The sequence below is a fragment of the Desulfovibrio sp. GTC20076 genome, from assembly GCF_055385905.1.
This window is the reverse complement of the sequence record NZ_AP039366.1, coordinates 1,910,580-1,934,785: the sequence shown is the minus strand read 5'-3', so window position 1 is coordinate 1,934,785 and position 24,206 is coordinate 1,910,580. Positions and strand designations below refer to the sequence as shown.

The following is a 24,206-nucleotide window of genomic DNA, read 5'->3' as shown; positions in this document are numbered from 1 at the left end:
CTAGGGAAAAATATCACAACCACGTGAAACTATAATATAAAATGTCGAACAATCTTGCGACATCACGATTTTTGGAATATGGTGATCGCAACTCTTTTTATTATCAAGGCGCACACATTGTCGCCAAAGCTTCTTTTGCGCGGCCGCCTGCCTCGGCCCCGCGCATGTGACAGGCACAAACAAGGAGAGGTCTCATGAAAAGCACTCGACGGAGTTTTCTCAAAGGTGTCGGTGCAGGGGTATTATGCCTTACGCTGGGGCACCTGGGTTTTGACCTGGGCGAGGCCCAGGCATACGCCGGCAAACTCAAGATCGAGGGTGCCAAGGAAGTATCGAGCATTTGCCCCTTCTGTTCTGTTCAGTGTCAGATCATCGCTTACGTCAAGGGCGGCAAGCTTGTCTCCACTGAGGGCGATCCGGACTTTCCCATCACCGAAGGCGCGCTCTGCGCCAAGGGCGCGGCGCTGTACTCCATGTACACCAGCGACCACCGCCTGATGAAACCCATGTATCGCGCTCCGTTCAGCGACAAGTGGGAAGAAAAAGACTGGGACTGGACCCTTGAGCAAATAGCGCGCCGCGTCAAGGACGCACGCGATAAGGATATGATCCTTAAAAACGACAAAGGGCAGACGGTCAACCGTCTGGAAACCATCTTCTGGATGGGAACCTCGCACGCTTCCAACGAAGAGTGCGCTGTTATCCATCAAGCCTTGCGCGGCCTGGGTGTTGTCCATATGGACCACCAGGCGCGGGTCTGACACAGCCCCACTGTTGCGGCTCTGGCAGAGTCGTTCGGACGCGGTGCAATGACCAACCACTGGATCGACATCAAGAATGCCGATGCGGTGCTTATTATCGGCAGTAATGCCGCTGAACATCATCCCGTGGCTTTCAAATGGATCATGAAAGCCAAGGACAACGGGGCCGTGCTCATGCACGTGGACCCCAAGTTCTCGCGCACATCCGCCAGGTGTGATTTCCATGTGCCCCTTCGCTCGGGTACGGACATCCCCTTCCTGGGCGGCATGCTCAACTACATCCTTGAAAACGGTTTGTACCACAAGGAGTACGTTAACAACTACACCAACGCGGCCTTTGTGGTGGGTGACGGCTACGCCTTTGAAGACGGGCTTTTCAGCGGCTATGATGCCGCCGCCCGCAAGTATGACAAAAGCAAGTGGGCCTTGGCCAAGGGGCCTGACGGCGGGCCTGTCGTGGATCCCACACACCAGAACCCGCGCTGCGTCATCAACCTCATGAAGGACCATTACTCCCGCTACACGCTTAAAAACGTCTCCGACGTCACGGGCGTTTCGCAGGACAACCTGCTCAAGGTGTACAAGAACTTCTGCGCTACCGGCAGGCCGGACAAGGCGGGAACCATTCTTTACGCTCTGGGCTGGACACAGCATACAGTAGGCGTGCAGAACATCCGCCTTTCGAGTCTTGTGCAGCTCTTGCTGGGCAACATAGGCATCGCCGGGGGCGGCATCAACGCGCTACGCGGCGAACCTAACGTGCAGGGCTCGACCGACCATGCCCTGCTGTACAACAACATTCCCGGCTACCACGGCACACCCCAGGCTCCGTGGCAGACCCTGGGCGAATACAACAAGGCCAATACCCCGGTAACGGTGGTGCCTAACAGCGCCAACTGGTGGGGCAACAGGCCCAAGTATGTGACAAGTCTGCTCAAGGGCTGGTTCGGCGATGCCGCCACCCCCGAAAACGACTTCTGCTACAGCCTGCTGCCCAAGCTGGAGCCGGGCGTGGACTATTCGTACATGTTCGTCATGGACAGGATCTATAACAAGAAGATCAAGGGCGGCTTCATCATGGGTGTAAACCCCATGAACAGCTTCCCCAACACCAACAAGATGCGGGCAGCCCTGGACAATCTTGACTGGCTGGTCTGTTCCGAAATCCATAATTCGGAAACCACGGATAACTGGCAACGCCCCGGCGTGGACCCCAAGACCAAGAAGACCGAGGTCTTTTTGCTGCCTTCGGCCCATCGCATCGAAAAGGCGGGAACCATCAGCAACAGCGGGCGCTGGCTGCAGTGGTTCGACAAGGCCGTGGAACCCGCCGGAGAGGCGCGCAACTTCGCTGACGTGGTCGTGCCGCTCTTCAACACCATCCGCCGCATGTACAAGACAGAGGGCGGGGTACTGCCCGAAGCCGTGCTGCAGATGCACTGGACGGACAAGTATGATCCTGAAGACTGGGCCAGGCGCATCAACGGTTTCTTCTGGGCCGACACCAAGGTGGGCGACAAGACCTATAAGCGCGGGCAGCTTGTACCCGCCTTCGGCGCGCTCAAGGATGACGGAACCACGTCTTCCCTCAACTGGATATACACCGGAAGCTGGACGGAAGAAGACGGCAACAAGTCGCGGCGGCGCGATCCCAGCCAGACGCCCATGCAGGCCAAGATAGGCCTCTTCCCCAACTGGTCGTGGTGCTGGCCGCTCAACAGGCGCATCCTGTACAACCGCGCCTCGGTGGACATGAACGGCAAGCCCTTCAACCCCAACAGGGCTGTTATCGAATGGGACGGCAGCAAATGGGTGGGCGACGTGCCCGACGGCCCCTGGCCGCCCATGGCTGACCCCAAGGGCAAGCTGCCCTTTATCATGGTCAAGGACGGCCTTGCCCAGTTCTATGGTCCCGGCCCGGCTGACGGTCCGTTCCCCGAGCACTACGAACCTGCTGAAACGCCCCTGGCGACCCATCCGTTCTCCAAGCAGCTCAGCAGCCCGGTATATAAATACCACAAGACCGACATGGACCAGATCGCGCCTCCGGCCGATCCGCGTTACCCCATAGTGCTGACCACCTACAGCCTTACCGAGCACTGGTGTGGCGGCGGTGAAACGCGCAACGTGCCCAACCTGCTGGAAACAGAGCCGCAGCTTTATGTGGAAATGAGCCACGAGCTGGCCAAGGAAAAGGGCATCAAGAACGGCGACGGGGTCGTGCTTGAAAGCGCGCGCGGCAACTGTGAGGCCATCGCCATGGTAACGGTGCGTATACGTCCCTTCACGGTTATGGGCAAAACTGTCCACCTGGTGGGTATGCCCTTTGCCTTTGGCTGGACAACGCCAAAAACCGGCGACTCCACCAACAGGCTTACCGTTGGCGCGTATGATCCCAATACTACCATTCCCGAGTCCAAGGCCTGCTGCGTAAACCTGCGCAAGGCTGATAAACTCACCGAAATAGGCTAACGAGAAGGGCGCGCCCTTACGGTAGGGCGCGCCTGACAAGGAGCATACTATGCCGAAAACATTCTTAGTTGACACCACGCGGTGCACGGCATGTCGTGGCTGCCAGTTGGCCTGTAAGGAGTGGCATGATCTGCCTGCCAACCACACCAAGCAGCGCGGCACGCACCAGAATCCGCCGGATCTGAATCCCAACAACCTCAAGATTGTACGCTTTCACGAATATATCAATGACGAAGGCAATGTGGTCTGGAACTTCTTTCCCGACCAGTGCCGCCATTGCCTCACGCCGCCCTGTGTGGATGTGGCAGACATGGCGGTGCCGGGAGCCATGATACAGGACAAGAAAACAGGGGCCGTACTGGCTACGGAAAAATCGGCCAAGCTCAGCGAGGACGACGCCCAGGCCATACAGGAGGCCTGCCCCTATAATATTCCCAGGCGCGATCCCGAAAACGGCCGCCTGACCAAGTGCGATATGTGCATCGACCGTGTCAGCGCGGGTATGCAGCCTATCTGCGTCAAGACCTGCCCCACAGGGGCCATGGTTTTCGGCGAGCGTGAAGAGGTGCTGCCCCTGGCCCAGAAACGTCTTGAAAACGCCAAAAAGCGTTGGCCCAAGGCTTTTCTGGCCGATATGGAAGATGTCAGCGTGATCTACCTGCTGGCCGACACCAAGGATAAGTATTACGAGTTCGCGGCCTTTATGTAGAGTGCTTCAGTCAGGTTTCAGTTTGGCATTGCCATAATTGTCAACTGAAATTATGCTGATGCACAGCGTTGCCGTCAGGCCTGTACCGTATTCAACGGCTTCCGGCGTTTTGCCGGAAGCCGGATTCACGGCACAGCCGGGCGGGGCACTTGTGCATATCTCCGGCGGAAACGCCTTTTCGCCGGAAACGGGCAGACCGCTTCGGCGGCAGGGCCTGCGATACGGCATCAAGTGCGGCGCGCGGGAAACAGCCCGCGCGCCGCTATCACCTTTCGGACGGAGGTTCCGGCCTCCGGGTTTGGGAGCATCAATGGCCTCATCCTGCCAAAGCGTGGCAAAAACCCTGGCGGAGGTGGTGGAATGCCGCCCCGTGCTGGAACCCGTGCTACGGGCGTTTGAACCCCTGCTGGCCGCCCAGGCCCAATTGGCCGATGATCTGGCCGACAGCATACGCGCTTCGGGGCTGGAACTGCCTGAAGCGCAGCCCGGCGCCCTGGAGCAGGGTCTTTCATTGCTGGCCGGCGTACCGTTGACGGGAGCCGCCGCCCCGTTGCGGCAAAGCGCCGAAAAACTGCTGCCGCTTTTGGCTACGCTGGAAACCATGGCTCCTCACCTGCCCGCCCTTGAGGCTTTTTTGCTGGCTCCGGCTGGAGCAGCAAAGAAGGGCAAGGGGGCCAAAACCAGGCAGGATCCGCGCGAAGCACTGGCCGAAGCCCTGCTGTCGGGTAACAGCGAAGAAGAAACCCGTCTGGCTGCCGCACATGACCTCGATCCTTCAATACTGCATTTTGCCTTCAGTTTTGTGCTGGCCCCGGTTTTACGCGCAATTGTGTCAGGGAGCCTGCCTGAAGAAGGGGACGCCCCCTGGGATGCGGGCAGCCTGTGGCGGCAGGGCTATTGCCCCGTATGCGGCAGTTTTGCCACCATCGCCTGGCTCGACAAACCCCTGGTTGACGAAAAAAATGCCTATCTGGCTGGCGGCGGCGGCAAGAAACATCTGCACTGCGGCCTGTGCGGCACTGACTGGAAATTCATGCGCGGAACCTGTCCTTCATGTGGCGAGAAGGGCAGCGGTGTCATCGAAATGCTGCGTGAAAGCGGCTCGGCTCACGGCGAGCGGCTGGACTGGTGCACCAAGTGTAAAACCTATTGCCCGACAGTGGACCTGCGTGAACGCGACGGAAAGCCGGATATGGACGCGCTGGCCTTGGGGATGATGCACCTGGATATGGTGGCGGCCCGTAAAAAGCTGCGCCCGCTCAAGGTTTCGTTCTGGAATACTTTTTAGGGCAGCGTAACGCTGAGACTGTTCTGAAGGATTGGGAGCAGACGCCCGCCGCAAGGGCGCTGGCCGCAAGCATGGCGGAGGCAATGGCAGCATGAGGTTCATGCGCCGTGAGCAGCCGCGAGCGCAAAGAGTTGTGTGTAAAAGGCCGGAAGCATGACGGGCCGGGCCAACGGGCAGAAGCGCGCCCGAAAGCCGCCGGGCTGAAGAGAAGCGCCAGCGGCGCGTCAGAGGCCAGGCTGGCCGGATGGTCCGGCATGCGCAGAGACACAAGGGAAACCGTTGCAGTAATGAGGATTTTTGCTCTTTGCCAAGGCTGGCGGCCCGGCAAAGCCTGATGCACCAAAACATGTATGAGGTTTTGCGGTGCGGTCTGCTGCGGGCAGAGAGCAAAGATGATCATTATTCAGGGCTTCCGAAGATTTACTACCTCAGGAGGAGCTTGTTCATGAAAACCCTGGTCATCACTCTTTTTGCCCTGACGTTTCTGTGGGCTGGCGGCGCGCAGGCCCGCAGCGTCAAAGAGATGTCGCAAGCCATCAAGGAACCCATTGAAATTGAAGCTTCCGGCTCCAAGCGCATGAACGTCATGTTTCCCCATACCGCACACAAGGGTATTTCCTGCTTCCACTGCCACCACGAGGAAGGCAGCGATGGCCGCTATGTGGCCTGTACCGAGTGTCACGCCACGCCCGGCGCGCGTGAGCGCGACCCCATGAGTATGTTCATGGCGTTCCACTCCAAAAACAGCGACCGCTCGTGCCTTGGCTGCCACAAGAAGCTTGCTGCTGAAAATCCGGGCAAGTTCCCGCAGTTCAAGGGCTGCCGTCCTTGTCACATGAGCCCCGCCGCGCGTGAAGCCGCCGAGGCCGCCAAGGCTGCCAAAAAATAGTTTGTATGCACAGTACGGCACTTGTGCCGGATGTTGGATGTCGGTCAGCCGGAGGTTGACCGGCATCCTTGCTTTTATGGACGAAAGCTTGCCGCATAACGGGGACTTCCTGCCGTTACTGCGGGCAGACCGGGATTTTTTACGGTTCTGCTGCGGTTTTTAGCCACAGATTGCCCGTCTGCTGTTCTATGCCTGCCTGGAGGCCCATCCTCGGTGCTGATTTTTGTGGCGGCGGAACGGGCAGCAATGCTTTTGATGAAGATGCCCGAAGGCGCACGGATAAAGCGATCATGGTAGGGCAGATTTTTTAATCTGGAAGCTATATGACTGTGAAGCAGCCATGAGTGGCGACATTTTGAGGAAAAAATAGTTTAATTAGCTTGTGCAATCTCTTCCTTTGTGTCACCGTAAACGATAATGAAATTGAATAATGAGATTACAAAGAAACAACGTGGTGAGATTGAACGTATTTTATCAAACTGGACAAACTATCTTAACAGTGTGCCGCCGGCTTCAGATGAAGTCAAAGTGCACAGATGGTTTGGAGCGAATACGCAGATTGTAAAAAAAGATGATTTTAATCAGGGGCTAAGAAGGATTATTGACGAAACAAGAATGAAGCTGGAGGCATCCTCGGTTCAGCATCAATAAAAAATTTGCGCCACTAATATGGATGGGCGAGGTCGTTCACACGACGTAAAAGCGGAAAAGCCGGGGTGATAACCTCGGCCCTTTTTTTGCACAGCACATCTTGGGCATGCCCGAACAGAGAGGGACCAACGGCGAGGATAAAGATAAAGACGGTGTGTCCACACATGCTGTTGAATAATAAAAAAGGCCCTTGCGGCGTGACCGTAAGGGCATGTTTTTTCTCTGGAGCGGGAAACGGGATTTGAACCCGCAACCTTCAGCTTGGGAAGCTGACACTCTACCGTTGAGTTATTCCCGCAAAAGTGGAGCGGGAGACGGGATTTGAACCCGCGACTTCAACCTTGGCAAGGTTGCACTCTACCACTGAGTTACTCCCGCATGGTCTGCGAAACGGCGAAGCGTGAAAATTTTTTGGAGGCGGCATCCAGATTTGAACTGGAGATGGAGGTTTTGCAGACCTCTGCCTTACCACTTGGCTATGCCGCCAGCAAAAAAAGTGGAGCGGGAGACGGGATTTGAACCCGCGACTTCAACCTTGGCAAGGTTGCACTCTACCACTGAGTTACTCCCGCTCAGCGAGGTATGCTTTTACGTGGATTGAGCCTGAGTGTCAAGCTTTGTTCCATAAATTTCGGCAAGATTTATTTTTTTCTGCTCTGCCGGTATGCCGAACCGGGCAAAAACTGCATGAAAAGCCGGGGCTGATAAAACGCAGGACGGGCCGTGGATAACGGCCCGTCTGAAGTCCTGCATCTGCCGTGTGCTACGGCTTTTCGCGCTGGTCCACGATGCGCTGGGCCTTGCCTTCAGAGCGCTGGATGGAGCGCGGTTCCATCAGGCGCACCTTGGCCGAAACACCCAGAAATTCTTTGATGCTTTTTTGCAGGCGGTTCTCAAGCATTTGCAGTTTGCGTATTTCGTCGGCAAACAGGGTGTCGCTGACTTCCACACGCACCTCAAGGGTGTCGAGGTTGTTGGATGTGCCCACAATGATCTGATAGTTGGGCGTAAGGCCGTCGCTTTCCATAAGCAGGCCTTCGATCTGCTGCGGAAAGACATTGACCCCGCGGATGATAAGCATGTCGTCGCTGCGGCCCTGAAGACGCGAAATGCGCACATGGGTGCGCCCGCAGCGGCAGGGGGTATAATCAAGGCTTGTGAGGTCGCGGGTGCGGTAGCGCAGCATGGGTATGCCCTCTTTGGTGAGGGTGGTCAGCACCAGTTCGCCGACCTGGCCCGGAGGCAGCTGCTCGCCGGTGACGGGGTCGATAATTTCCGGCAGGATGTGGTCTTCCCACAGGTGCATACCGTGCTTTGCCTCAACGCATTCCATTGCCACGCCGGGTCCCATTATTTCAGACAGGCCGTAGATGTTCATGGCGTCCATGCCCATCTTTTCCTCAATGTCACGGCGCATGGCTTCGGACCATGGCTCCGCGCCGAAAATGCCTGTGCGCAGCGACAGTTCGCGAAAATCCACCCCGGCCTCGTTGGCGGCTTCCCAGAGGTGCAGGGCGTAAGAGGGGGTGGCGCACAGCACGGTGGCTCCGAAGTCGCGCATCAGGTGCGCCTGACGGCGTGTGGCGCCGCCGGACGCGGGAACCACCGTGGCGCCGATGCGTTCCGCGCCGTAGTGCGCCCCAAGCCCGCCGGTAAAAAGGCCGTAGCCATAAGCTATATGTACCACATCCGAGCGGCTGACGCCTGCGGCGGACATGCTGCGGGCCATAAGTTCGGCCCAGGTTTCAAGGTCGCGGGCTGTGTAGCCCACTACCACGGCCTTGCCCGTTGTTCCGCTGGAGGCGTGAAGACGCACGATATGGTCGCGCGGCACGGCAAAAAGGCCGAAAGGGTAGTAGTCGCGCAGGTCCTGCTTTTCGGTGAAGGGCAGAAGCTTCAGATCGGCCAGCGACTTGATGTCTGCGGGGGATATGCCCGCTTCGTCAAAGCGTTTGCGGTAGAAAGGCACGTTGGCGTAAACGCGGTTGCACAGGTCGCGCAGACGACGCAACTGCAATGCTTCCATTTCCTCGCGGGGCAGGGTTTCCTGTTTGATGTCGAAAAGCACGGCCCTCTCCTTTAGCTGGCTTTTGGCGGCGGCCTTGGGCCGTCAATAACAAAGATGAAAAACGGCGTTGCCGTGTGCAAACCCTTTCCGGTATGCCGCAATGTCCGCAACTGGTCAACAAAAACAGGTCCGTGCACCGCGCCGGATCTGGCTGCCGCGGTGTTCTTTAGGGGGGCTTCCGGCGGCCGGGCATGAGGTTTTTCTGCCGTACTCCGCGGCCAAGCATACTCTTTTTACACCTAGGGGCGGCAGCCCGGGAAAAAGCGAAATCCTCCGCTCGGGCATGCCGCCACCCTGGCAAGCCCATTGCCCTTGACCCGGCTTTACGGTATGTGCTGGCTATGGAAAACAATCATCCCAATACACCCGCCGGGGGCCGCGCCCCCATACAGTTTTCAGATGTTCCCGCGAGCCGCAAGGCGGCGGATGTGGCCCAATGGCTTGAAGAGCACAAGGCGCTGCGCGTGGTCTGCCTTGACCTTGAAGGTGAAGGCAGCTTTGCCGACGTCCTTGTTGTGGCCGGCGCAAATTCGGTGCGCCATGCCCAGAGCCTTGCCGACGGCGTGGCCCAGCTATGCCGCGAACACAACTACGAATTTCTGCGTACAGAAGGGTATGCCACCGGGCAGTGGATTCTTGTGGATATGAACGATGTTATCGTCAACATCTTTCAGGAGCCGGTGCGCGAGCTCTACGCCCTTGAAGCCCTGTGGGGGCACGGTTCCGGAAAAGGCACGGCCGCTGGGCAGAACAGCGGAGAATAATATCATGACGCCAACACTGCTGCTGATACTGGACGGATGGGGCATTGCCCCTCCTGGGCCTGGCAACGCTCCGTCTGTTGCCCGTACCCCCAATCTGGATGCCCTGGCCGCCCGCTGCCCCCAGAGCCGCCTTGTGGCTTCGGGGCGTGAAGTGGGCCTGCCCGTGGGGTATATGGGCAATTCGGAAGTAGGGCATCTTAACATCGGCGCGGGGCGCGTGGTCTATCAGGACATGACCCGCATTGATGTGGCAGTGGAGGATGGCTCCTTCGCGACCAACCCGGTGCTTGGCGAAGTACTGTCCGCAGTGCGGCGCAGTGGCGGCAGAGTGCATTTTGTGGGCCTGCTCTCTGATGGCGGCGTGCACAGCCACATACGCCATCTTGAAGCCCTGTGCGCCATGGCCGCTGAGCAGGATATTCCCGTGCGCATCCACGCTCTTACAGACGGGCGCGACTGCCCCCCCCATAGCGGGGCGGACTTTGTACGCGCCCTTGCGTCCAGCATCAGGAACCAGCCGCAGGCACGCATTGCCAGCCTGGTGGGGCGCTTTTACGCCATGGACCGCGACAAGCGCTGGGAGCGCGTCAAGGAAGCCTGGGATGTGATCGTGCACGGCAAGGCCCCGCTGGCGTTTGATCCCGTGGCAGCGGTGGAAGCGTCTTATGCCGAGGGCATTACCGATGAATTTCTGAAGCCCGTGCGTTTTGATACAGGCGATGTCGCGCCCGGTCTGGCCGACGGCGATGCGGTCTTTTTTTTCAACTTCCGGGCCGACCGGATGCGGGAGTTGACCGCTGCCTTCATCACTCCCGGTTTTGAGGGCTTTGACAGGGGCAAAATGCCCGTGCTGTCGGCCCTGGCCTCCATGACCTCTTACGAGGCCAGCTTCAATCTGCCAGTGGCCTTTCCCAAAGAGGCGGTGGATCAGGGGCTGGGGCAGGTGGTGTCGCGTCAGGGCATGCGCCAGCTGCGGCTGGCGGAAACGGAAAAATACGCCCACGTGACCTATTTCTTCAATGGCGGCGTGGAAGAGCCTTTTACGGGCGAAGACCGCATTCTTGTGCCTTCGCCCCGCGACGTGGCGACCTATGACCTCAAGCCTGCCATGAGCGCCCCCCTGGTGACGGACGAGTTTATCAAGGCCTGGAATTCCGGCCAGTACGATCTTGTGGTCTGCAATCTTGCCAACGGGGACATGGTTGGACACACAGGGGTTCTTGAGGCCGCCGTTGCAGCCTGCGAGGTGGTGGACCGGTGCGTGGGGCGTATGGTTGAAGCTGTTGAAGCCCGCGGGGGGCGTATGCTCATCATTGCCGATCACGGCAACTGTGAGGTCATGCTCACGCCCGAGGGGCAGCCGCAAACGGCGCATACAACCAATCCTGTGCCTTGCATCCTGCTTGAGCCGGGCGGCAAGGTCAAAGCCTTGGCCGATGGCAGGCTGGCCGATGTGGCGCCCACGCTTCTGGCATTGTGGGGGCTTGCCCCCTCTCCCCTCATGACGGGGCAAAATCTGGCCCGCGAAGACGGGACAAAGCCGGACAGAAAGGAGAACGCCCGTGGCTGAACGTAAACGGCCCATAGAGCCTGTGGCCCCGGATGGCATGGAAATCCTTTTCTTTTACCAGTGTCCGGGCTGCGGCAAGCATGTCCCCCAGGCCAGCCCCACAGAGCCGCGCATGGTGCGTTGTCCGGGTTGTGGTCAGGGTTTTCCCATCATCCCTGTGGATGAGCACAGCCTGCATTATGTGCGCATCATGCTGGCCGAAGGCAAGGCCGCCGCTGATCCCGACTTTTTGTAACACAATTGTTTGAACCGCTCCCGGATTTTTGGGGGAGCGGGCCGGAAGAATCAGGCATGGAAAACGGCATTCGCGAGAGCGGATGCCGTTTTCCATGCCTTTTGAGGCGGCGCGATCACGCGCCGCAGCGAGTTTTTTACAGGCGGTTAAAATTTTTTGACGAAAATTCTTGCCACCGAAACTGAATCCGTGTAGAACGAATTTCAACCTAAATGTAGGTTGCTGTATTTTTCTATTTTGTGGGATGTTTTTTCAAAGAGAGGAAGGGTTATGAAACGTATCTGTACACTCGTGCTGGCCGCCGGCCTGCTTTTTGGCGCGGCCACCGGCGCCAGCGCCATCGACTTCAAGGCCAAGGGCCAGTGGCTCATGGGCTTCGGCGTGGGCGACGCCAACCCCATCAAGAATTTTCGTGACGCAAACACCGGCAAGAGCAGCAAGTTCAACAGCGACGACGATTTCCAGGCCGCCCAGCGCCTGCGCCTGCAGTTGGACGCCGTGGCTTCTGAAGCCCTGTCCGGTACCGTGTACTTTGAAATCGGCACCTCCCAGTGGGGCAAGGCCAGCAACGGCGCTGCCCTCGGTGCTGACGGCACCAACCAGATCAAGCTGAAGCGCGCGTACCTCGACTGGATCGTGCCCGATACCGACGCCAAGGTGCGTATGGGTATCCAGGGCGTGGCCCTGCCCAACGTGGCCGGCGGCTCCGCTGTGCTTGATGCCGACGCTGCCGGCATCACCGTCAACTACAAGTTCAACGAAAACGTCGGCCTGACCGCCCTGTGGGCGCGCCCGCTGAACGACAACTATGTTGACGGCACGAACTCCAAGCAGAACAACTACCTGGACAATATGGATCTGTTCAGCCTGATGGTGCCCCTGACCTTTGACGGTGTGAACGTGACCCCCTGGGCCATGTACGGCATGGTGGGCAAAAACGCCCTGAAGTCCTGGAATGAGAAAAATAGCGCGTATGACGGCGTCGGCACTGCTGACGGTAACCTGCACTACTCCCTGCGCCCCTATCCCGGCATCGGTGTCACCCACAGCGGCATCGGCAGCACCGGCAACGACTACGGCAACGCTTTCTGGGCTGGTCTGCCCATTGCCGTGACCATGTTTGATCCGCTGAACATTGAGCTTGACATCAACTACGGCTACATGCAGGGCATGGGCCGCTTTGACGCCACCAAGAATGGCAACGTGACCAAGCGTTCCAGCACCGAGCGTCAGGGCTGGCTTGCCAAGGCCCTGGTGGAATACAAGCTGGATTGGGGCGTACCCGGCATCTTCGGCTGGTATGCTTCCGGCGACGACAGCAATCCCAAGAACGGTTCCGAGCGCATGCCTTCCGTGGCCGCTTCCGGCAACTTCACCTCCTTTATCGGTGACGGCAACATGGGCTGGATCCGTCAGGACTACTCCCTGACCTATGACGGCACCTGGGGTATCGGCGCGCAGATCCGCGACATGAGCTTCATCGAAGACCTGTCGCACACCTTCCGCGTGGCTTACTGGGGCGGCACCAACAGCCCGACCATGGCCAAATACATGGACAGCGCCTACGCCTGGTCCGATGGCTGGGGCAACAACACCGGCCCTTACCTGACCACCAACGACGGCATGCTGGAATTCAACCTCGTGAACAGCTACCAGATTTACGAAAACCTCGAAATGAATCTTGAGCTGGACTACGTTGCCAACTTTATGGACAACAGCACCTGGAAGAAGGCCAACAACGGCGGCAGCTTTGACAAGCAGGATATGTGGAAGGCCCAGGTGGTCTTCGCGTACAGCTTCTAAGCTGCGCAGCCTGCCGCAAGGCAAGCATCGACTTCAAGGGGGAGCTTCGGCTCCCCCTTTTGCGTGGGAACCGCAGGCGCATGCAGGGGAAGCGGCTCTTTTCTGTACGGATAGGCCGCACCTGAGCTTGAAAGCCTTGCATTTTCAAAGCTGTTCGGTGGTTACCTCGGCGATTGGCAGCAGGTATACAGTCCTCTCGTATGCCCTTGCGGCGAACTTCTGTCGTCAGGCTTGCCACCGGCAACGGAATGCCCGGGAGTGGATCAAGGAGGACGGAGGCACTTCGGAGGCGTATCGCGCCTGACAGATATTTTTTGTGGTCCGCCTGCTGCCCGCCGCCCTACGGTTCCGGCGAAAGCAATGGGAGCATTTAAGGCTGCAACTGTTGTTGCCTGTGCAAGAAGCAGATCTGGCCTGTGCCTACGCTGTCCTTCTGTGCTGCAAAACGTCAGTCTGCCAGTCCGGCACGCCTCAAACGCGCTGCACGGCTTGCCTGCCGATGTGAAAAACGCCGCCCGCCACACTGGTGACGGACGGCGGAGTCAGGAGGGAGCGCCGGAAAGGCGGCAGGAAGAGCCAAAAGCAGGGAAAAATCAGCGTTTGCGCTGCAAGTGATCACGCAGCAGTATGGCCACCAGGTTCATGCCCAGTACCAGAAGCAGCAGTACAAGCCCGGTCCCGTATTGCAGGGGGCGGGTTTTTTCTATTTCCGTTCCGGCGGTTGCCAGCACATACATGTGATAGGGCAGGGCCATGACGGAACTGAAGATGGAGTCCGGAGTCTTGGGCGTATAAAAAACAGCCGCCGTAAACATGATGGCCGCTGTTTCGCCGGCGGCGCGCGCCACGCCAAGGATGGCCCCTGTAAGCATGCCGGGCAGGGCGCAGGGCAGCACTACGCGGCTGATGGTCTGCGATTTGGTGGCCCCCAGGGCCAGCGAGGCTTCGCGGTAGGTATCCGGCACGTTGCGCAGGGCTTCCTCGGCCGTGCCGATGATCACGGGCAAGGTAAGCACGGCAAGGGTGAGCACGCCGGAGAGGATGCTGACCCCTAACCCGCAGAAAGTCACAAAAAATGACAGGCCGAAAAGGCCGAAAACTACGGAAGGAACCCCGGCCAGATTGTTTACCCCCAGGCGCACATAGCGCGCGAAGGCATTGCGTTTGGCGTATTCATGCAGGTAAACGGCCGAGGCCACGCCCAGAGGAAAGGCCAGCAGCAATGCCCCCAGCGAAAGGATGGCCGTGCCGATAATGCAAGGCAGTATGCCCCCTTCGGTCATCATGCTTCGGGGGGACTGGCTTATGAATTCCCAGCTGAGGGCGGGCAGGCCGTGATAGAGCAGAAAGCCGCACACGGCCACAAGGGCCAGCACGTTGCAGGCGGCTACGCCCCGCAGAAAAATAAACATGATGTTTTGCGCGCGGCCGCGCGCCTTGCCGCTTGTGGGTGTAAAGCGTTTCTGCGGTGTGTTCAGGGGGCCGGTCTGGCCGGGCCATATGGGCTGTGACATGTTCTTTCCAGATTCCGTTGGCGTTGTTACAGGCTCGAGGTCCCGGCCTGACGGTGTTTTTCGGCGATATGGGCCGCCAGCATGTTAAAGGCCAGGGTAAGCAGAAAAAGTACGATGCCGATGGCGAAAAGCGCGTGATAATGGTCGCTGCGAAAGGGGGCCTCGGCCATTTCTGCCGCGATGGACGCAGGCATGGGCCGCACGGGGTCAAGCAGTGACGTGGGGATGATGCCTGCGCCGCCCGCCACCATAAGCACCACCATTGTTTCCCCGATGGCTCGCGACATGCCGAGCATGACAGCGGTGCCGATGCCCGAAAGCGCCGCCGGAATGACAACGCGCACCGTGGTTTGCCAGCGCGTGGCCCCGAGCGCTAGCGAAGCTTCGCGCAGGTCGCGTGGCACGCTGTACAGGGCGTCTTCAGAAACAGAGCAGATGGTAGGCACGCTCATGAAGGCCAGCACCACCGAGGCATTAAGCAGGTTCAGCCCTGTGGCCGCGCCCAGATAGTCCTGTAGGAAGGGGGCCAGCACAACCATGCCCAGAAAGCCCAGCACCACCGAGGGCAGGGCTGCCAGCAGTTCCACAAAGGGCTTGATGACACGGCGCACGGCAGGGTGGGCAATTTCCGTAAGGTATACGGCGGTGAGTACGCCCAGCGGCACTGCCAGCAGCGAGGAAAAAAACGTCACCGCCAGCGAGGCCGCCAGCAGGGGAAAAATGCCGAACAGGCCGGGATCTTCAGTGGGATACCACAAGCGGCCGAAAAGGAAATCCATGACCGGATAGTGTGCAAAGAGTGGCAGGCCCTCCATAAACAGAAATATGACAATGCCGGCCAGGGCCAGCAGCGAGCTGCCCGCCATGCCGGTGAGTATGTAGCGAACCAGTTTTTCTTTCAGGTCTGCGGAACGCATGGGCCGTTCTCCTGACGCGTTGGCTGCGTCCATTGCACTGTGCCGCACAGGCGGGGCAGGCCGGTTTGCGGTATCCGTCCTGCCCGCGCCCTGCAAGGATTTTTCTTCTGGCGCCTATTTGCTCAGGGGTACGTAGCCCACGGCGAGCACATCCTTTTGTCCCTTGTCGGGGGCCACCAGATATTCCACAAACTCTTTCACCGCGCCCTGGGGTGCACCGTTGGTGAAAATGTACAGTTCACGCGCGATGGGCCACTGCTTTGAAATGGCGGTCTCTGCGCTGGGGCTTACGCCGTCAACCGTCACAGGCCTGGTGGACTTGTCCACATAGCCCAGGCCTACATAGCCGATGGCGTTTTTGTTTTTGCTTACAGTCTGCACCACGGATCCGTTGGAAGCCTGCATGAGCGCTCTGGGGCTGACGCGCTCCTTGTTCATGACAAGTTCTTCCCAGGATTCAAACGTTCCGGAAGAAGTGTCGCGCGAGATGGCTACAATCTGGGCGTCTTCGCCGCCAAGATCCTTCCAGTTGGTGACTTTTCCTGTGTAGATGTCGCGCAGCTGCGCAAGGGTAAGAGCGCCCACCTTGTTGGCCGGGTGGACCACAGGCACAATGGCGTCAATAGCGATGGCCGTGCGCAGGGGCGTAATGCCGTTTTTGGCGGCGGCGTCCTTTTCCTTGTCCTTGATGTCGCGCGAGCTCATGGCTACATCGCACTGCTTTTCAATGAGAGCCTTGATGCCGTTGCCGGAACCGCCGCCGGAAATGCTCAGCTCCGTGCCGGGATGAGAGGCCATGAAGGCTTCTCCGGCTTTTTGCACCACGGGCAGCACGGTGGTGGAGCCGTTGATGATGACCTGCTGGGCGGCGAAGGCCGAAGCGCTCCAGCAAAGCACGGCCAGAGCGCAGGCCGCGAGCCTGCCGCTGTAACGGGAAACGCGTTTTTTGCAATCAAAAGACATGAGTTTCTCCTGGTTTTATCTATGGTGAGAACATTTCACCCGCGGCATCTTTTTGCCGTGTCTTTCTTTTGGCCCGCCTCTGTTACAGAATGATGACGGATACACGAAGACTGCGTGAAAGGAGGCCGGGCCGTTCCGGCCGTGCTGCCTCCACGCGGCATCCGGCTCTTTGGGGCTGCATGTGCGGTGTGGGGGCCGGTTTTTACGGAAAGTCGTTGTCCGGCGTGCGTGGCGTGCACCGGAGCATTTCCGGAAAAGGCATCAATTGATTTGCCACGGCCTGTGAGGCATGCTTTTTCAGGCGGTTCGCCATGTCACGAAATTGTAACAGAGCTACCATCACATTGGCGCAAAGAGGCGGTTTACTCGGGCTGCGTCACAGAGGTGTGCACTATGAGCCAACAGATATTGATAGTTGAAGATGAAGCCGACATTCGCGAGCTTTTGCGCTTTAATCTCGAGCGTGAGGGCTTCAGCGTTCTGGAGGCGGCGGATGGCAACGAGGCGCTCAGGCTGGCCCGCCAGCATCTGCCGGACCTCATGCTGCTGGATGTCATGATGCCCGGCCCGGACGGGTTCGAGGTCTGCCGCCTTTTGGGGGCGCAGGCTGAAACCGCCCATATCCCCGTGCTTATGCTGACGGCCAGAGGCGAAGAAATGGACCGCGTGGTGGGCCTGAGCCTTGGCGCGGACGATTATGTGGTCAAACCTTTCAGCGTGCGTGAGCTTATGCTGCGCATCCGGGCAGTGCTGCGGCGCGGGACGCGCAGCGGCGAAAGCCCGGTGCTGGAGCGCCACGGCATACGCCTGCGCCCCGATGCCCATACGGCGGAAGCGCACGGCGAAGAACTGCAGTTGACAGCCACGGAGTTTCGCCTGCTGGAAGACCTGCTGCGCCATGCCGGGTCGGTGCGCACGCGTGAGCAGCTGCTCAACAAGGTATGGGGCTATTCCTTTGAAGGATATGCCCGCACGGTGGATACCCACGTGCGCCGCCTGCGCGCCAAGCTGGGGCATGCGGCCTCCATGCTGGAGACCGTGCGCGGGGTAGGCTACAGGATAAAGGAATAGCCGCCTGGATCACGGGCAGGCTTGCCGGCCTGTGACGTGTCCGGGCAGATACGGCGGCACAGCCGCATTGGCGGAAGATATGCTTTCATTCAGAACCAGAATTTTTGGCGGCATGCTGGCCGTGGCCCTGGTTTCCATTGGTGTGGCCGTATTTTACGGCAAGGCCTGGTTTGAAAAGGTGCAGCTTGAGGCGGCGCGAGAACGCCTTGTGCGCGAAACAGCGCTGGCCGGAGTCATTCTGGATGGCCTTGGCGATCACACCGCCGGGCTGACGCGTCTGGCTGCTGTTCTTGATATGCCAGAAGAGCGCCTTTCGCTGCTGGATCCGCAGGGGCATGTGCTTGGCGATACCGCGCCGGATGCGCAGCCCGTGACCAGGCTGGACAACCATGCCGACAGGCCCGAAGTGCGCGAGGCCATGAGGGGGGCGCCGGGTTTTGCCATCCGTCCCAGCGGCACATTGGGCAAAGATCTGGCCTATGCCGCTGTGGTTCTGCAAAATGGCGATATCCTGCGCGTTTCTGTGCCCCTGGCGAGCCTCAGGCAGATTATCGACAGCCGCCTTGCCGTATTCACGCAGATCGGCGTGATCACCGTTATCCTTTCCCTGATTCTGGCCGGGCTACTTTCCGGGGCGCTGCGCCGCTCTTTGCGACAGATGGTGTCTGTGGTGGAGGGCATTTCACTGGGCAATTTTCAGCGCCGCCTGCGGCGCATCCCCGGTTGCGAGTTTGCCCCCCTGGCCGATGCCGTGAACCGCATGGCCGAAAACATTGAGGAACACGTGCGCACTGCGGCGGAACAGACCGCCCAGCTTGAAAGCATACTGGACACTATGAGTGACGGTGTGCTGGTACTTGGGCCGCGCGGGCGTATCCGTCGCTGCAACAGGGCGCTGGTGCGCGAATTTCCTGCTGCTGCATCGGCCCTGGGCGCCCAGGTGGTGGAGGTCATCCCCTCACCCCCCCTGCAAAACGCCGTGGACGAACTTATGGCCGAAGCCGAAGCCCATGCCGAAGCCCGTCAGCGGGCGGCGGTCCTGACTGCCGCGGCACGGCATATTACCGTTCAGCAGGATGACGAGGCAAGCTCTGGTTCTTCCGCTGCTGCGGTTTCTGTCTCTGCCCCGGTGGCCCAAGACCAGGCCTTGGCATCGTTCCCGACCTCCATCGGCTCCGCAGGGCCGGCCACGCATGGCGCGGAGGCGGAAAACGACAAAATTCCTGCTCACGACGAAGCTTTTACTGCGGAAGGCGGGCGCGTACAGCGCTATTTGCACCTTGAGCTGCCTTCGGGCCAGGCCATGTCGGTCTGCATTTCCCTGCCGCCTGCGGCGGAGATGGCGGGTGGAGGGCAGGTGGGTGCCGTGGCCGTATTCCACGACATAACGGAACTCATGCGGCTTGAACGTGTACGGCGCGATTTTGTTGCCAACGTGTCGCACGAACTGCGCACGCCGCTCACGGCCATACAGGGGTATGCCGAAACCCTCACCAGTCTTGACGGGCCACCGGAATGCCGCCGCTTTGGTGAAATAATCCTTAAAAACGGAGCCTGCCTTTCACGCATGGTTGATGACCTGCTGACGCTGGCCCGCCTTGAGGGCAAGAGCGGCAGCCTTGAGCTTGCTCCCACAGACCCGCGGGAGGCTCTGGCCCAGGCAACGGGCATGTGCCGCGAAGTGCTGGAGCATCGCCGCTGCCGGGTCGAGTCGCACCTTTCCGCAGACTGCCGGGTGATGGCAAGCCTGCCCCATTTGACGCAGGTTTTCCGTAATCTTCTGGAAAATGCAGGGCGCTACGCGCCCGAGGGCGGCAGCATCCGCGTGACGGCGCGTCAGGTGGGCGACAGTGTGGCCTTTCGCATTGCCGACGACGGCCCGGGTATACCCCGGCAGGACCTGGAACGGATATTCGAGCGCTTCTATCAGGTAGAGCGCCACCGGGGGCAAGCCAGCACCGGCCTTGGGCTTGCCATCTGCAAGCATATCATTGAGCGGCACGGCGGCAGTATCCGGGCGGAAAGCCCCGCCACGGACGGCAGCACGGCCCTTGTTTTTACTCTCACTTCCGCCCACGGAGCAGCATAGTCATGAAGGAATACCTGCAGGCACGCAACGTCAGCGTTTACTACGGGCAGCACAAGGCCCTGCATGAGGTCAGCCTGGACTTTGAGCCGTGCCGGGTTACGGCCCTCATCGGTCCATCCGGCTGTGGCAAGTCCACTTTTTTACGCTGCCTGAACCGCATGAACGACCTTGTGCCCGGCGCGCGCGTGGAAGGAGAAATCCTGCTGGACGGCAACGATGTGAACCGCCCGGATACAGATGTGGTTTCCCTGCGTTGCCGGGTGGGTATGGTCTTTCAGAAGCCCAACCCGTTTCCCAAAACAATTTATGAAAATGTTGCCTACGGTCTGCGCGTCAACGGTCTGCGGGACGAAAGCCTGATTGCAGAAAAAGTGGAATTTTCACTGCGGCGGGCCGCCATTTTTGACGAAGTGAAAGACCGTCTTCAGGCTCCGGCCCTGGGGCTTTCCGGCGGGCAGCAGCAGCGCCTGTGCATTGCCCGCGCCCTGGCCGTGGAGCCGGAAGTGCTGCTGATGGACGAACCCGCCAGCGCTCTGGACCCCATAGCCACACAAAAGATTGAAGAAAGCATACGCGAGCTGCGTGAATCACTGTCCATCATTATTGTCACCCACAATATGCAGCAGGCCGCCCGCGTGTCCGACACAACGGCCTTTTTCTATATGGGCGAGCTTGTCGAGCATAATGCCACGGACATCATGTTTACACGGCCCGGAAAAAAACAGACGGAAGACTATATTACAGGCCGTTTCGGCTAGAGTATTTTCATCCTTGAAAATGCTCTGGTGGTTGCGCGGGCAGGCGCTCGCCGTGGAGGCGCAAACGCAGCTTGTGTGCGCTGTTAAACGCCGTAGCCCGTAACTTTTGAAAGTGTATATTCCTAAAGCGAATCTGCTCTGGGACCGCCAGGCGATTTTTACCCATTCCATCGCATTTTTCAGGAGAGCACCATGCAACAGGCCAACTATCTGCAGCAACTGCTTGTAACTTTGCGTACCCGTCTGCTGGTCATGTGCGCCAGCGTGGGCATTGCGCTGGAAGAAGCGGGCAAAGCGCTTGCGGCCAACGATCCCGGCAGGGCCGCCGCGGTTATTGAAAGCGATGCGGCCATCGACGCCCTGGAAAACGAGATTGACGAAATGGCGTTGCGCCTGCTGGCTCGTTCGCAGCCTGTGGCCGGAGATCTGCGTTTTGTGGTGACATCATTGCGCATGGTGGTGGATCTGGAACGCATCGGTGACGAAGCCGTAAGCATGTCCGAGCAGGCCATTCTCATGCAGAACATGCCGGGTTTCAGCATCATATCTCACGTGCGAGAACTGTATGAGGGCGCGTGCGATGCCTTTGAAAGCGCTGTGCGGGTCTTCCGCGAAAATGACGCCCAGGGGGCGCTGGCCATGAGCCGGGGCGATGACGAGGCCGTGCAGAACGAGGTACGTATTATACAGGGCATTATGGAATGCCTCTCTGATCCGCATTGCAGCCTCAAACCGCACGTGGCCATGCATATCATTCTTGTTACGCGCTCACTGACGCGCATCTGGCGGCGGTCCATCAATATTGCCGAGCATGTGTACTTTATAAGCCGCGGCGAAAGCCTCAAGCACAGGGGTGACGGACGGGAAGAAGCGGCAGCCTCCGTGGTGGATGCAGCGCAGCCCGGCGTTCATGCCCGTAGGACGGCGGAGGCCCAGGATACGTCGGCAGAGGCAAAACAGCAGTTGCGCGGCAAGAAGGAAAAGCTTACCGATGATGGTTGAGCGCCGGGCTGTTCCGGCCGCAAAACAGTACTGGAAGCGCCATGCCCCTGATCCATCCCCTGCCTGACGAGGCCCTGCGCTACAGGCACAATGACAGGCAGCTTGAACGCCTTTACCCCGGCCTGCCCCTGTTGCTGGACGCCTATGCTGTTGTGGATATGGGGGTGAACGAGGCCGTGCTGGCCGACGGGCGTGCAACGGTGTGCCGCGCGGGTTGTTTTCAGTGCTGTTGCCAGCCCATACCCGTCAGCCCGCTGGAAGCCCTGGCCCTGCACTGGCATATGCGGCACAGGATGAAGCCGGAGATGCGCCGCTTGCTGGGCCACAGGCTTGCATCCTGCCGGGGGCGGAGTGAGGACGTGCTTTTGCCGTGTCCCTTTCTGTGGGATGGGGCCTGCCAGGTGTACGCCCTGCGCCCCGTTGCCTGCCGCCAGTATATGGTTTTCAACCGTCCCTGCGCTCCGGGTGAAGACGCCGCGCGCGACCGTCAGCAGGATGTGCTTGCGCCGCGTCATGACCGCATGCTGGAGGCCCTTGCCCGCACACTGCCCTGGTATGCCGGGCGTGAGCCTCAGCCCCCGTCGCAGCCTGCCAGAGAAGAAGTGCGAAATTTTTTTCGCTCCATCACCACCGTGATTCAGGCGATCCCCTGGGAGCGCTTTACGCAGGCCTGACGGCTCCGATAATGTGCGGTTATTTTTTGGCGACCGCGTTTGAGCAGCAAAAAATAAAAAACATATTGACTTTCCCCCTCACTGTAATGTTTTTGTGAAAGAAGCATCAGTAGATGACATGCCCGCCTGCACGGCGTGCAGCAGTGGGCAGACTGAAAGCACCAAGCTACAGGCAGCCCGTTTTCTGCCAAAGCCCGAGGTTGATTGCTCCAGATGCCAATGCCTTCGCAGGGTGGATGAAAATGCCTGCGCAAGGCCTATACACGCCAAAGGCCCGCACGGTTTGCCGCCGCGCGGGTCTTGTGTTTCCGGTGGTCAGTTTCTAGCCGTCTTCTGTCAGATTTTGCTGTTCAAGCAGGCCAAGAATATGGGCGACCATGCGTGCATAGGCGGGATCGTCCCTCTGCCGTGGGCGTGGCAGAGCCACATCAAAGCGGGCCACAATGCGCCCAGGATTTGTACCCATAACGATGATTTCATCGGCAAGATAGACGGATTCGTCAACGCTGTGGGTGACAAAGACGATTGTTTTACGGCTCTGTTCCCATACTTCAAGCAGGCGTTTTTGCAGGGTAATGCGGGTGAAGGCGTCAATGGCGCCAAAAGGTTCGTCCATAAGCAGCACATCGGGGTCATTGGCCAGCGCCCGGGCAATGGCTACGCGTTGCCGCATGCCGCCCGAAAGCTCATGGGGCATGGCAAGGGCAAATCTTTCAAGGCCTACCATGGCGAGATAGCGGCGGGCCTTCTGCTCGCGCTGGTTTTTATCCATACCGTGAAATTCAAGGCCTATGCCCGTATTGTCAATGACGTTCAGCCAGGGAAAAAGAGAATATTCCTGAAAAACCATGCCGACCTGGCGGCACGGGCCATGCTGTAATGCGCCGCGAAAGCGTATTTCGCCCCGCTCGCACGGGGTAAGCCCGGCCATCATGCGTAAAAGCGTTGACTTGCCGCAGCCGGATGGCCCCACCAGGCATATGAAGTGCGAGGCCGGCACGGTCATGCACACGCTACGCAAGGCCTCCACAGGGCCGCTCTTGGTGCTGAACACCTTGGATACGTTGTGGATGGCAATTTCCGCTTCTGCCTGCCCGGCGGCCTGCGCTGCTATTTGGTCAGTCGTTTCCATACAAATTTCCTGTCTTCATAAAATCTGAACAGCCTGTCCAGTAGCGCGCCCACAACGCCGATGCTGATCATGCCCGCGATAACCACATCGGTTCTGCCCACGGTGTAGGCATGCGTTATGAGATAACCCACGCCCGAAAGGCTGCCGGGCAGCATTTCCGCAGAAACCAGGCACATCCACGATACCCCGAGGCCGATGCGCAGGCCGTTGACAATGGAAGGCGCGGCGTAAGGCAGCAGCACCTTGCGGAAAATGTCCATCTGCCCGGCTCCCAGTACCCGTGCGGCATCGGTAAGCGTTTGCGGCACCATGCCCACGCCGTGTATGGCGCTGGTCAGGATGGGATAAAACCCGCCGATGAAGATGATAAAAATCATGGATACTTTTATGTTATGGAAATATGGATAGGCTGCGCCAATGGGGACGGAAAAAACGTCGGCCAGGCTGAGCATGCCGAACCACGCAAGCACCAGCGGAACCCAGGCCAGCGGCGGGATGGACCGGAACAGGCCAAGAAAGGTGCTGAGCGCCGTGTTCACGCCGGGCTTGTAGCCCATGACAATTCCCAGGGGAACGGCCAGCGCGGCGGCAATAAAATAGCCTGCAAAAACGCGCGCCAGGCTTATGAGGGTGTTGGCGGGCAGGGTCCCCATAGATATCACGTCTTCCTGCGGGCTGGTCATGAGGCTCCATACCTGCGGAATGCCAGGCAGAATGATGTCATTCTTTACCACATGGGCCATAATGTGCCACAGTAGCAGAAACAACAAAGGAAAAACCAGAGGCAGAATAAAGGCTTTGATATTTTTCATTGATGCCAGTTGCGCCCGAGTGATCAGCGTCTTGGTGATCCGCCCGGCACGCGAGGTGCCGCAG

General features: G+C 59.1%; 20 protein-coding genes and 4 tRNA genes. 14 read left to right on the top strand and 10 right to left on the bottom strand.

Annotated features, from left to right (window positions below; genetic code table 11):
• Positions 1 to 194: 194 nt before the first annotated feature.
• The 5 genes from fdnG to ACZ495_RS08530 all read left to right on the top strand — a co-directional run bounded on the left by fdnG (position 195) and on the right by ACZ495_RS08530 (position 6,770).
• Positions 195 to 3,233, top strand: coding sequence for a formate dehydrogenase-N subunit alpha (gene fdnG, locus ACZ495_RS08550; protein ID WP_012624192.1), 3,039 nt, complete (start codon positions 195 to 197; stop codon positions 3,231 to 3,233).
• 49 nt (positions 3,234 to 3,282) lie between these two features.
• A complete protein-coding gene (locus ACZ495_RS08545) occupies positions 3,283 to 3,942 on the top strand; it encodes a 4Fe-4S dicluster domain-containing protein (protein WP_012624193.1) in 660 nt (219 codons plus the stop codon).
• A gap of 310 nt (positions 3,943 to 4,252) precedes the next feature.
• Positions 4,253 to 5,230 carry a formate dehydrogenase accessory protein FdhE gene (locus ACZ495_RS08540; RefSeq protein WP_012624194.1) on the top strand — a complete coding sequence of 326 codons (978 nt, stop codon included), beginning with the start codon at positions 4,253 to 4,255 and terminating at the stop codon, positions 5,228 to 5,230.
• 445 nt (positions 5,231 to 5,675) lie between these two features.
• Positions 5,676 to 6,119 (top strand): cytochrome c3 family protein, encoded by a 444-nt coding sequence (locus tag ACZ495_RS08535; RefSeq protein ID WP_012624195.1) that lies wholly within the window; start codon positions 5,676 to 5,678, stop codon positions 6,117 to 6,119.
• 417 nt (positions 6,120 to 6,536) lie between these two features.
• Positions 6,537 to 6,770, top strand: coding sequence for a type VI secretion system contractile sheath large subunit (locus ACZ495_RS08530; RefSeq protein ID WP_150083000.1), 234 nt, complete (start codon positions 6,537 to 6,539; stop codon positions 6,768 to 6,770).
• A 223-nt stretch (positions 6,771 to 6,993) separates the two neighbouring features.
• On the opposite strand, the gene ACZ495_RS08525 is transcribed toward ACZ495_RS08530, so the two are convergent.
• From ACZ495_RS08525 to ACZ495_RS08505, 5 genes are all read right to left on the bottom strand, one after another.
• Positions 6,994 to 7,068 (bottom strand) — tRNA-Gly (locus ACZ495_RS08525).
• A gap of 5 nt (positions 7,069 to 7,073) precedes the next feature.
• Positions 7,074 to 7,148: transfer RNA gene (locus ACZ495_RS08520), tRNA-Gly, on the bottom strand.
• Positions 7,149 to 7,182: 34 nt separating this feature from the next.
• Positions 7,183 to 7,256, bottom strand: a tRNA-Cys gene (locus ACZ495_RS08515).
• 11 nt (positions 7,257 to 7,267) lie between these two features.
• Positions 7,268 to 7,342, bottom strand: a tRNA-Gly gene (locus ACZ495_RS08510).
• Positions 7,343 to 7,533: 191 nt separating this feature from the next.
• Positions 7,534 to 8,796, bottom strand: coding sequence for a phenylacetate--CoA ligase family protein (locus ACZ495_RS08505; RefSeq protein WP_371261793.1), 1,263 nt, complete (start codon positions 8,794 to 8,796; stop codon positions 7,534 to 7,536).
• Between the two features lie 383 nt (positions 8,797 to 9,179).
• Here ACZ495_RS08505 and rsfS point away from each other — a divergent pair, with 383 nt between their 5' ends.
• The 4 genes from rsfS to ACZ495_RS08485 all read left to right on the top strand — a co-directional run bounded on the left by rsfS (position 9,180) and on the right by ACZ495_RS08485 (position 13,210).
• The gene (rsfS, locus tag ACZ495_RS08500) at positions 9,180 to 9,602 is read left to right on the top strand and encodes a ribosome silencing factor (RefSeq protein WP_041723865.1); all 423 of its coding nucleotides are present in this window, start codon (positions 9,180 to 9,182) and stop codon (positions 9,600 to 9,602) included.
• 4 nt (positions 9,603 to 9,606) lie between these two features.
• Positions 9,607 to 11,172, top strand: a complete 1,566-nt coding sequence (gene gpmI / locus ACZ495_RS08495) for a 2,3-bisphosphoglycerate-independent phosphoglycerate mutase (RefSeq protein WP_072311674.1) — start codon at positions 9,607 to 9,609, stop codon at positions 11,170 to 11,172.
• Entirely contained in the window at positions 11,165 to 11,407 is a 243-nt protein-coding gene (locus ACZ495_RS08490) for a hypothetical protein (RefSeq protein WP_012624199.1), read from the top strand. The genes gpmI and ACZ495_RS08490 overlap by 8 nt, the downstream gene beginning before the upstream one ends.
• Before the next feature lie 270 nt (positions 11,408 to 11,677).
• Entirely contained in the window at positions 11,678 to 13,210 is a 1,533-nt protein-coding gene (locus ACZ495_RS08485; RefSeq protein WP_464262052.1) for an outer membrane homotrimeric porin, read from the top strand.
• Between the two features lie 593 nt (positions 13,211 to 13,803).
• Here the strand turns inward: ACZ495_RS08485 and pstA are convergent.
• The 3 genes from pstA to ACZ495_RS08470 all read right to left on the bottom strand — a co-directional run bounded on the left by pstA (position 13,804) and on the right by ACZ495_RS08470 (position 16,604).
• Positions 13,804 to 14,622 (bottom strand): phosphate ABC transporter permease PstA, encoded by an 819-nt coding sequence (pstA, locus tag ACZ495_RS08480; RefSeq protein ID WP_049757393.1) that lies wholly within the window; start codon positions 14,620 to 14,622, stop codon positions 13,804 to 13,806.
• Between the two features lie 128 nt (positions 14,623 to 14,750).
• Positions 14,751 to 15,641 (bottom strand): phosphate ABC transporter permease subunit PstC, encoded by an 891-nt coding sequence (gene pstC / locus ACZ495_RS08475; RefSeq protein WP_012624202.1) that lies wholly within the window; start codon positions 15,639 to 15,641, stop codon positions 14,751 to 14,753.
• A 114-nt stretch (positions 15,642 to 15,755) separates the two neighbouring features.
• Positions 15,756 to 16,604 carry a phosphate ABC transporter substrate-binding protein gene (locus ACZ495_RS08470; RefSeq protein WP_464262051.1) on the bottom strand — a complete coding sequence of 283 codons (849 nt, stop codon included), beginning with the start codon at positions 16,602 to 16,604 and terminating at the stop codon, positions 15,756 to 15,758.
• A gap of 393 nt (positions 16,605 to 16,997) precedes the next feature.
• On the opposite strand from ACZ495_RS08470, the gene ACZ495_RS08465 reads away from it, so the two are divergent.
• From ACZ495_RS08465 to ACZ495_RS08445, 5 genes are all read left to right on the top strand, one after another.
• A complete protein-coding gene (locus ACZ495_RS08465; RefSeq protein WP_072311676.1) occupies positions 16,998 to 17,675 on the top strand; it encodes a response regulator in 678 nt (225 codons plus the stop codon).
• Positions 17,676 to 17,754: 79 nt separating this feature from the next.
• A complete protein-coding gene (locus ACZ495_RS08460) occupies positions 17,755 to 19,764 on the top strand; it encodes a sensor histidine kinase (RefSeq protein ID WP_012624205.1) in 2,010 nt (669 codons plus the stop codon).
• A gap of 2 nt (positions 19,765 to 19,766) precedes the next feature.
• Complete coding sequence (gene pstB / locus ACZ495_RS08455; RefSeq protein ID WP_012624206.1) at positions 19,767 to 20,522, top strand: phosphate ABC transporter ATP-binding protein PstB; 756 nt, start codon at positions 19,767 to 19,769, stop codon at positions 20,520 to 20,522.
• A 192-nt stretch (positions 20,523 to 20,714) separates the two neighbouring features.
• On the top strand, positions 20,715 to 21,524 hold the full coding sequence (gene phoU, locus ACZ495_RS08450) for a phosphate signaling complex protein PhoU (RefSeq protein ID WP_464262050.1): 810 nt from the start codon (positions 20,715 to 20,717) through the stop codon (positions 21,522 to 21,524).
• 41 nt (positions 21,525 to 21,565) lie between these two features.
• Entirely contained in the window at positions 21,566 to 22,198 is a 633-nt protein-coding gene (locus ACZ495_RS08445; RefSeq protein WP_072311677.1) for a YkgJ family cysteine cluster protein, read from the top strand.
• Positions 22,199 to 22,520: 322 nt separating this feature from the next.
• On the opposite strand, the gene ACZ495_RS08440 is transcribed toward ACZ495_RS08445, so the two are convergent.
• Positions 22,521 to 23,330, bottom strand: coding sequence for an ABC transporter ATP-binding protein (locus tag ACZ495_RS08440; protein WP_464262049.1), 810 nt, complete (start codon positions 23,328 to 23,330; stop codon positions 22,521 to 22,523).
• Positions 23,309 to 24,142, bottom strand: a complete 834-nt coding sequence (locus ACZ495_RS08435; RefSeq protein ID WP_394026285.1) for an ABC transporter permease — start codon at positions 24,140 to 24,142, stop codon at positions 23,309 to 23,311. The genes ACZ495_RS08440 and ACZ495_RS08435 overlap by 22 nt, the downstream gene beginning before the upstream one ends.
• Between the last annotated feature and the right edge of the window lie 64 nt (positions 24,143 to 24,206).

Excerpts from the sequence above, each read along its gene's own strand:
- ACZ495_RS08540 (WP_012624194.1), top strand. The coding sequence starts at position 4,253 with ATGGCCTCATCCTGCCAAAGCGTGGCAAAAACCCTGGCGGAGGTGGTG.
- pstA (WP_049757393.1), bottom strand. The coding sequence starts at position 14,622 with ATGTTTATTTTTCTGCGGGGCGTAGCCGCCTGCAACGTGCTGGCCCTT.
- ACZ495_RS08435 (WP_394026285.1), bottom strand. The coding sequence starts at position 24,142 with ATGAAAAATATCAAAGCCTTTATTCTGCCTCTGGTTTTTCCTTTGTTG.
- pstB (WP_012624206.1), top strand. The coding sequence starts at position 19,767 with ATGAAGGAATACCTGCAGGCACGCAACGTCAGCGTTTACTACGGGCAG.
- ACZ495_RS08485 (WP_464262052.1), top strand. The coding sequence starts at position 11,678 with ATGAAACGTATCTGTACACTCGTGCTGGCCGCCGGCCTGCTTTTTGGC.
- ACZ495_RS08545 (WP_012624193.1), top strand. The coding sequence starts at position 3,283 with ATGCCGAAAACATTCTTAGTTGACACCACGCGGTGCACGGCATGTCGT.
- ACZ495_RS08505 (WP_371261793.1), bottom strand. The coding sequence starts at position 8,796 with ATGGAAGCATTGCAGTTGCGTCGTCTGCGCGACCTGTGCAACCGCGTT.
- ACZ495_RS08470 (WP_464262051.1), bottom strand. The coding sequence starts at position 16,604 with ATGTCTTTTGATTGCAAAAAACGCGTTTCCCGTTACAGCGGCAGGCTC.
- ACZ495_RS08440 (WP_464262049.1), bottom strand. The coding sequence starts at position 23,330 with ATGGAAACGACTGACCAAATAGCAGCGCAGGCCGCCGGGCAGGCAGAA.
- phoU (WP_464262050.1), top strand. The coding sequence starts at position 20,715 with ATGCAACAGGCCAACTATCTGCAGCAACTGCTTGTAACTTTGCGTACC.
- gpmI (WP_072311674.1), top strand. The coding sequence starts at position 9,607 with ATGACGCCAACACTGCTGCTGATACTGGACGGATGGGGCATTGCCCCT.
- rsfS (WP_041723865.1), top strand. The coding sequence starts at position 9,180 with ATGGAAAACAATCATCCCAATACACCCGCCGGGGGCCGCGCCCCCATA.
- pstC (WP_012624202.1), bottom strand. The coding sequence starts at position 15,641 with ATGCGTTCCGCAGACCTGAAAGAAAAACTGGTTCGCTACATACTCACC.
- ACZ495_RS08460 (WP_012624205.1), top strand. The coding sequence starts at position 17,755 with ATGCTTTCATTCAGAACCAGAATTTTTGGCGGCATGCTGGCCGTGGCC.
- ACZ495_RS08445 (WP_072311677.1), top strand. The coding sequence starts at position 21,566 with ATGCCCCTGATCCATCCCCTGCCTGACGAGGCCCTGCGCTACAGGCAC.
- ACZ495_RS08530 (WP_150083000.1), top strand. The coding sequence starts at position 6,537 with ATGAAATTGAATAATGAGATTACAAAGAAACAACGTGGTGAGATTGAA.
- ACZ495_RS08465 (WP_072311676.1), top strand. The coding sequence starts at position 16,998 with ATGAGCCAACAGATATTGATAGTTGAAGATGAAGCCGACATTCGCGAG.
- ACZ495_RS08535 (WP_012624195.1), top strand. The coding sequence starts at position 5,676 with ATGAAAACCCTGGTCATCACTCTTTTTGCCCTGACGTTTCTGTGGGCT.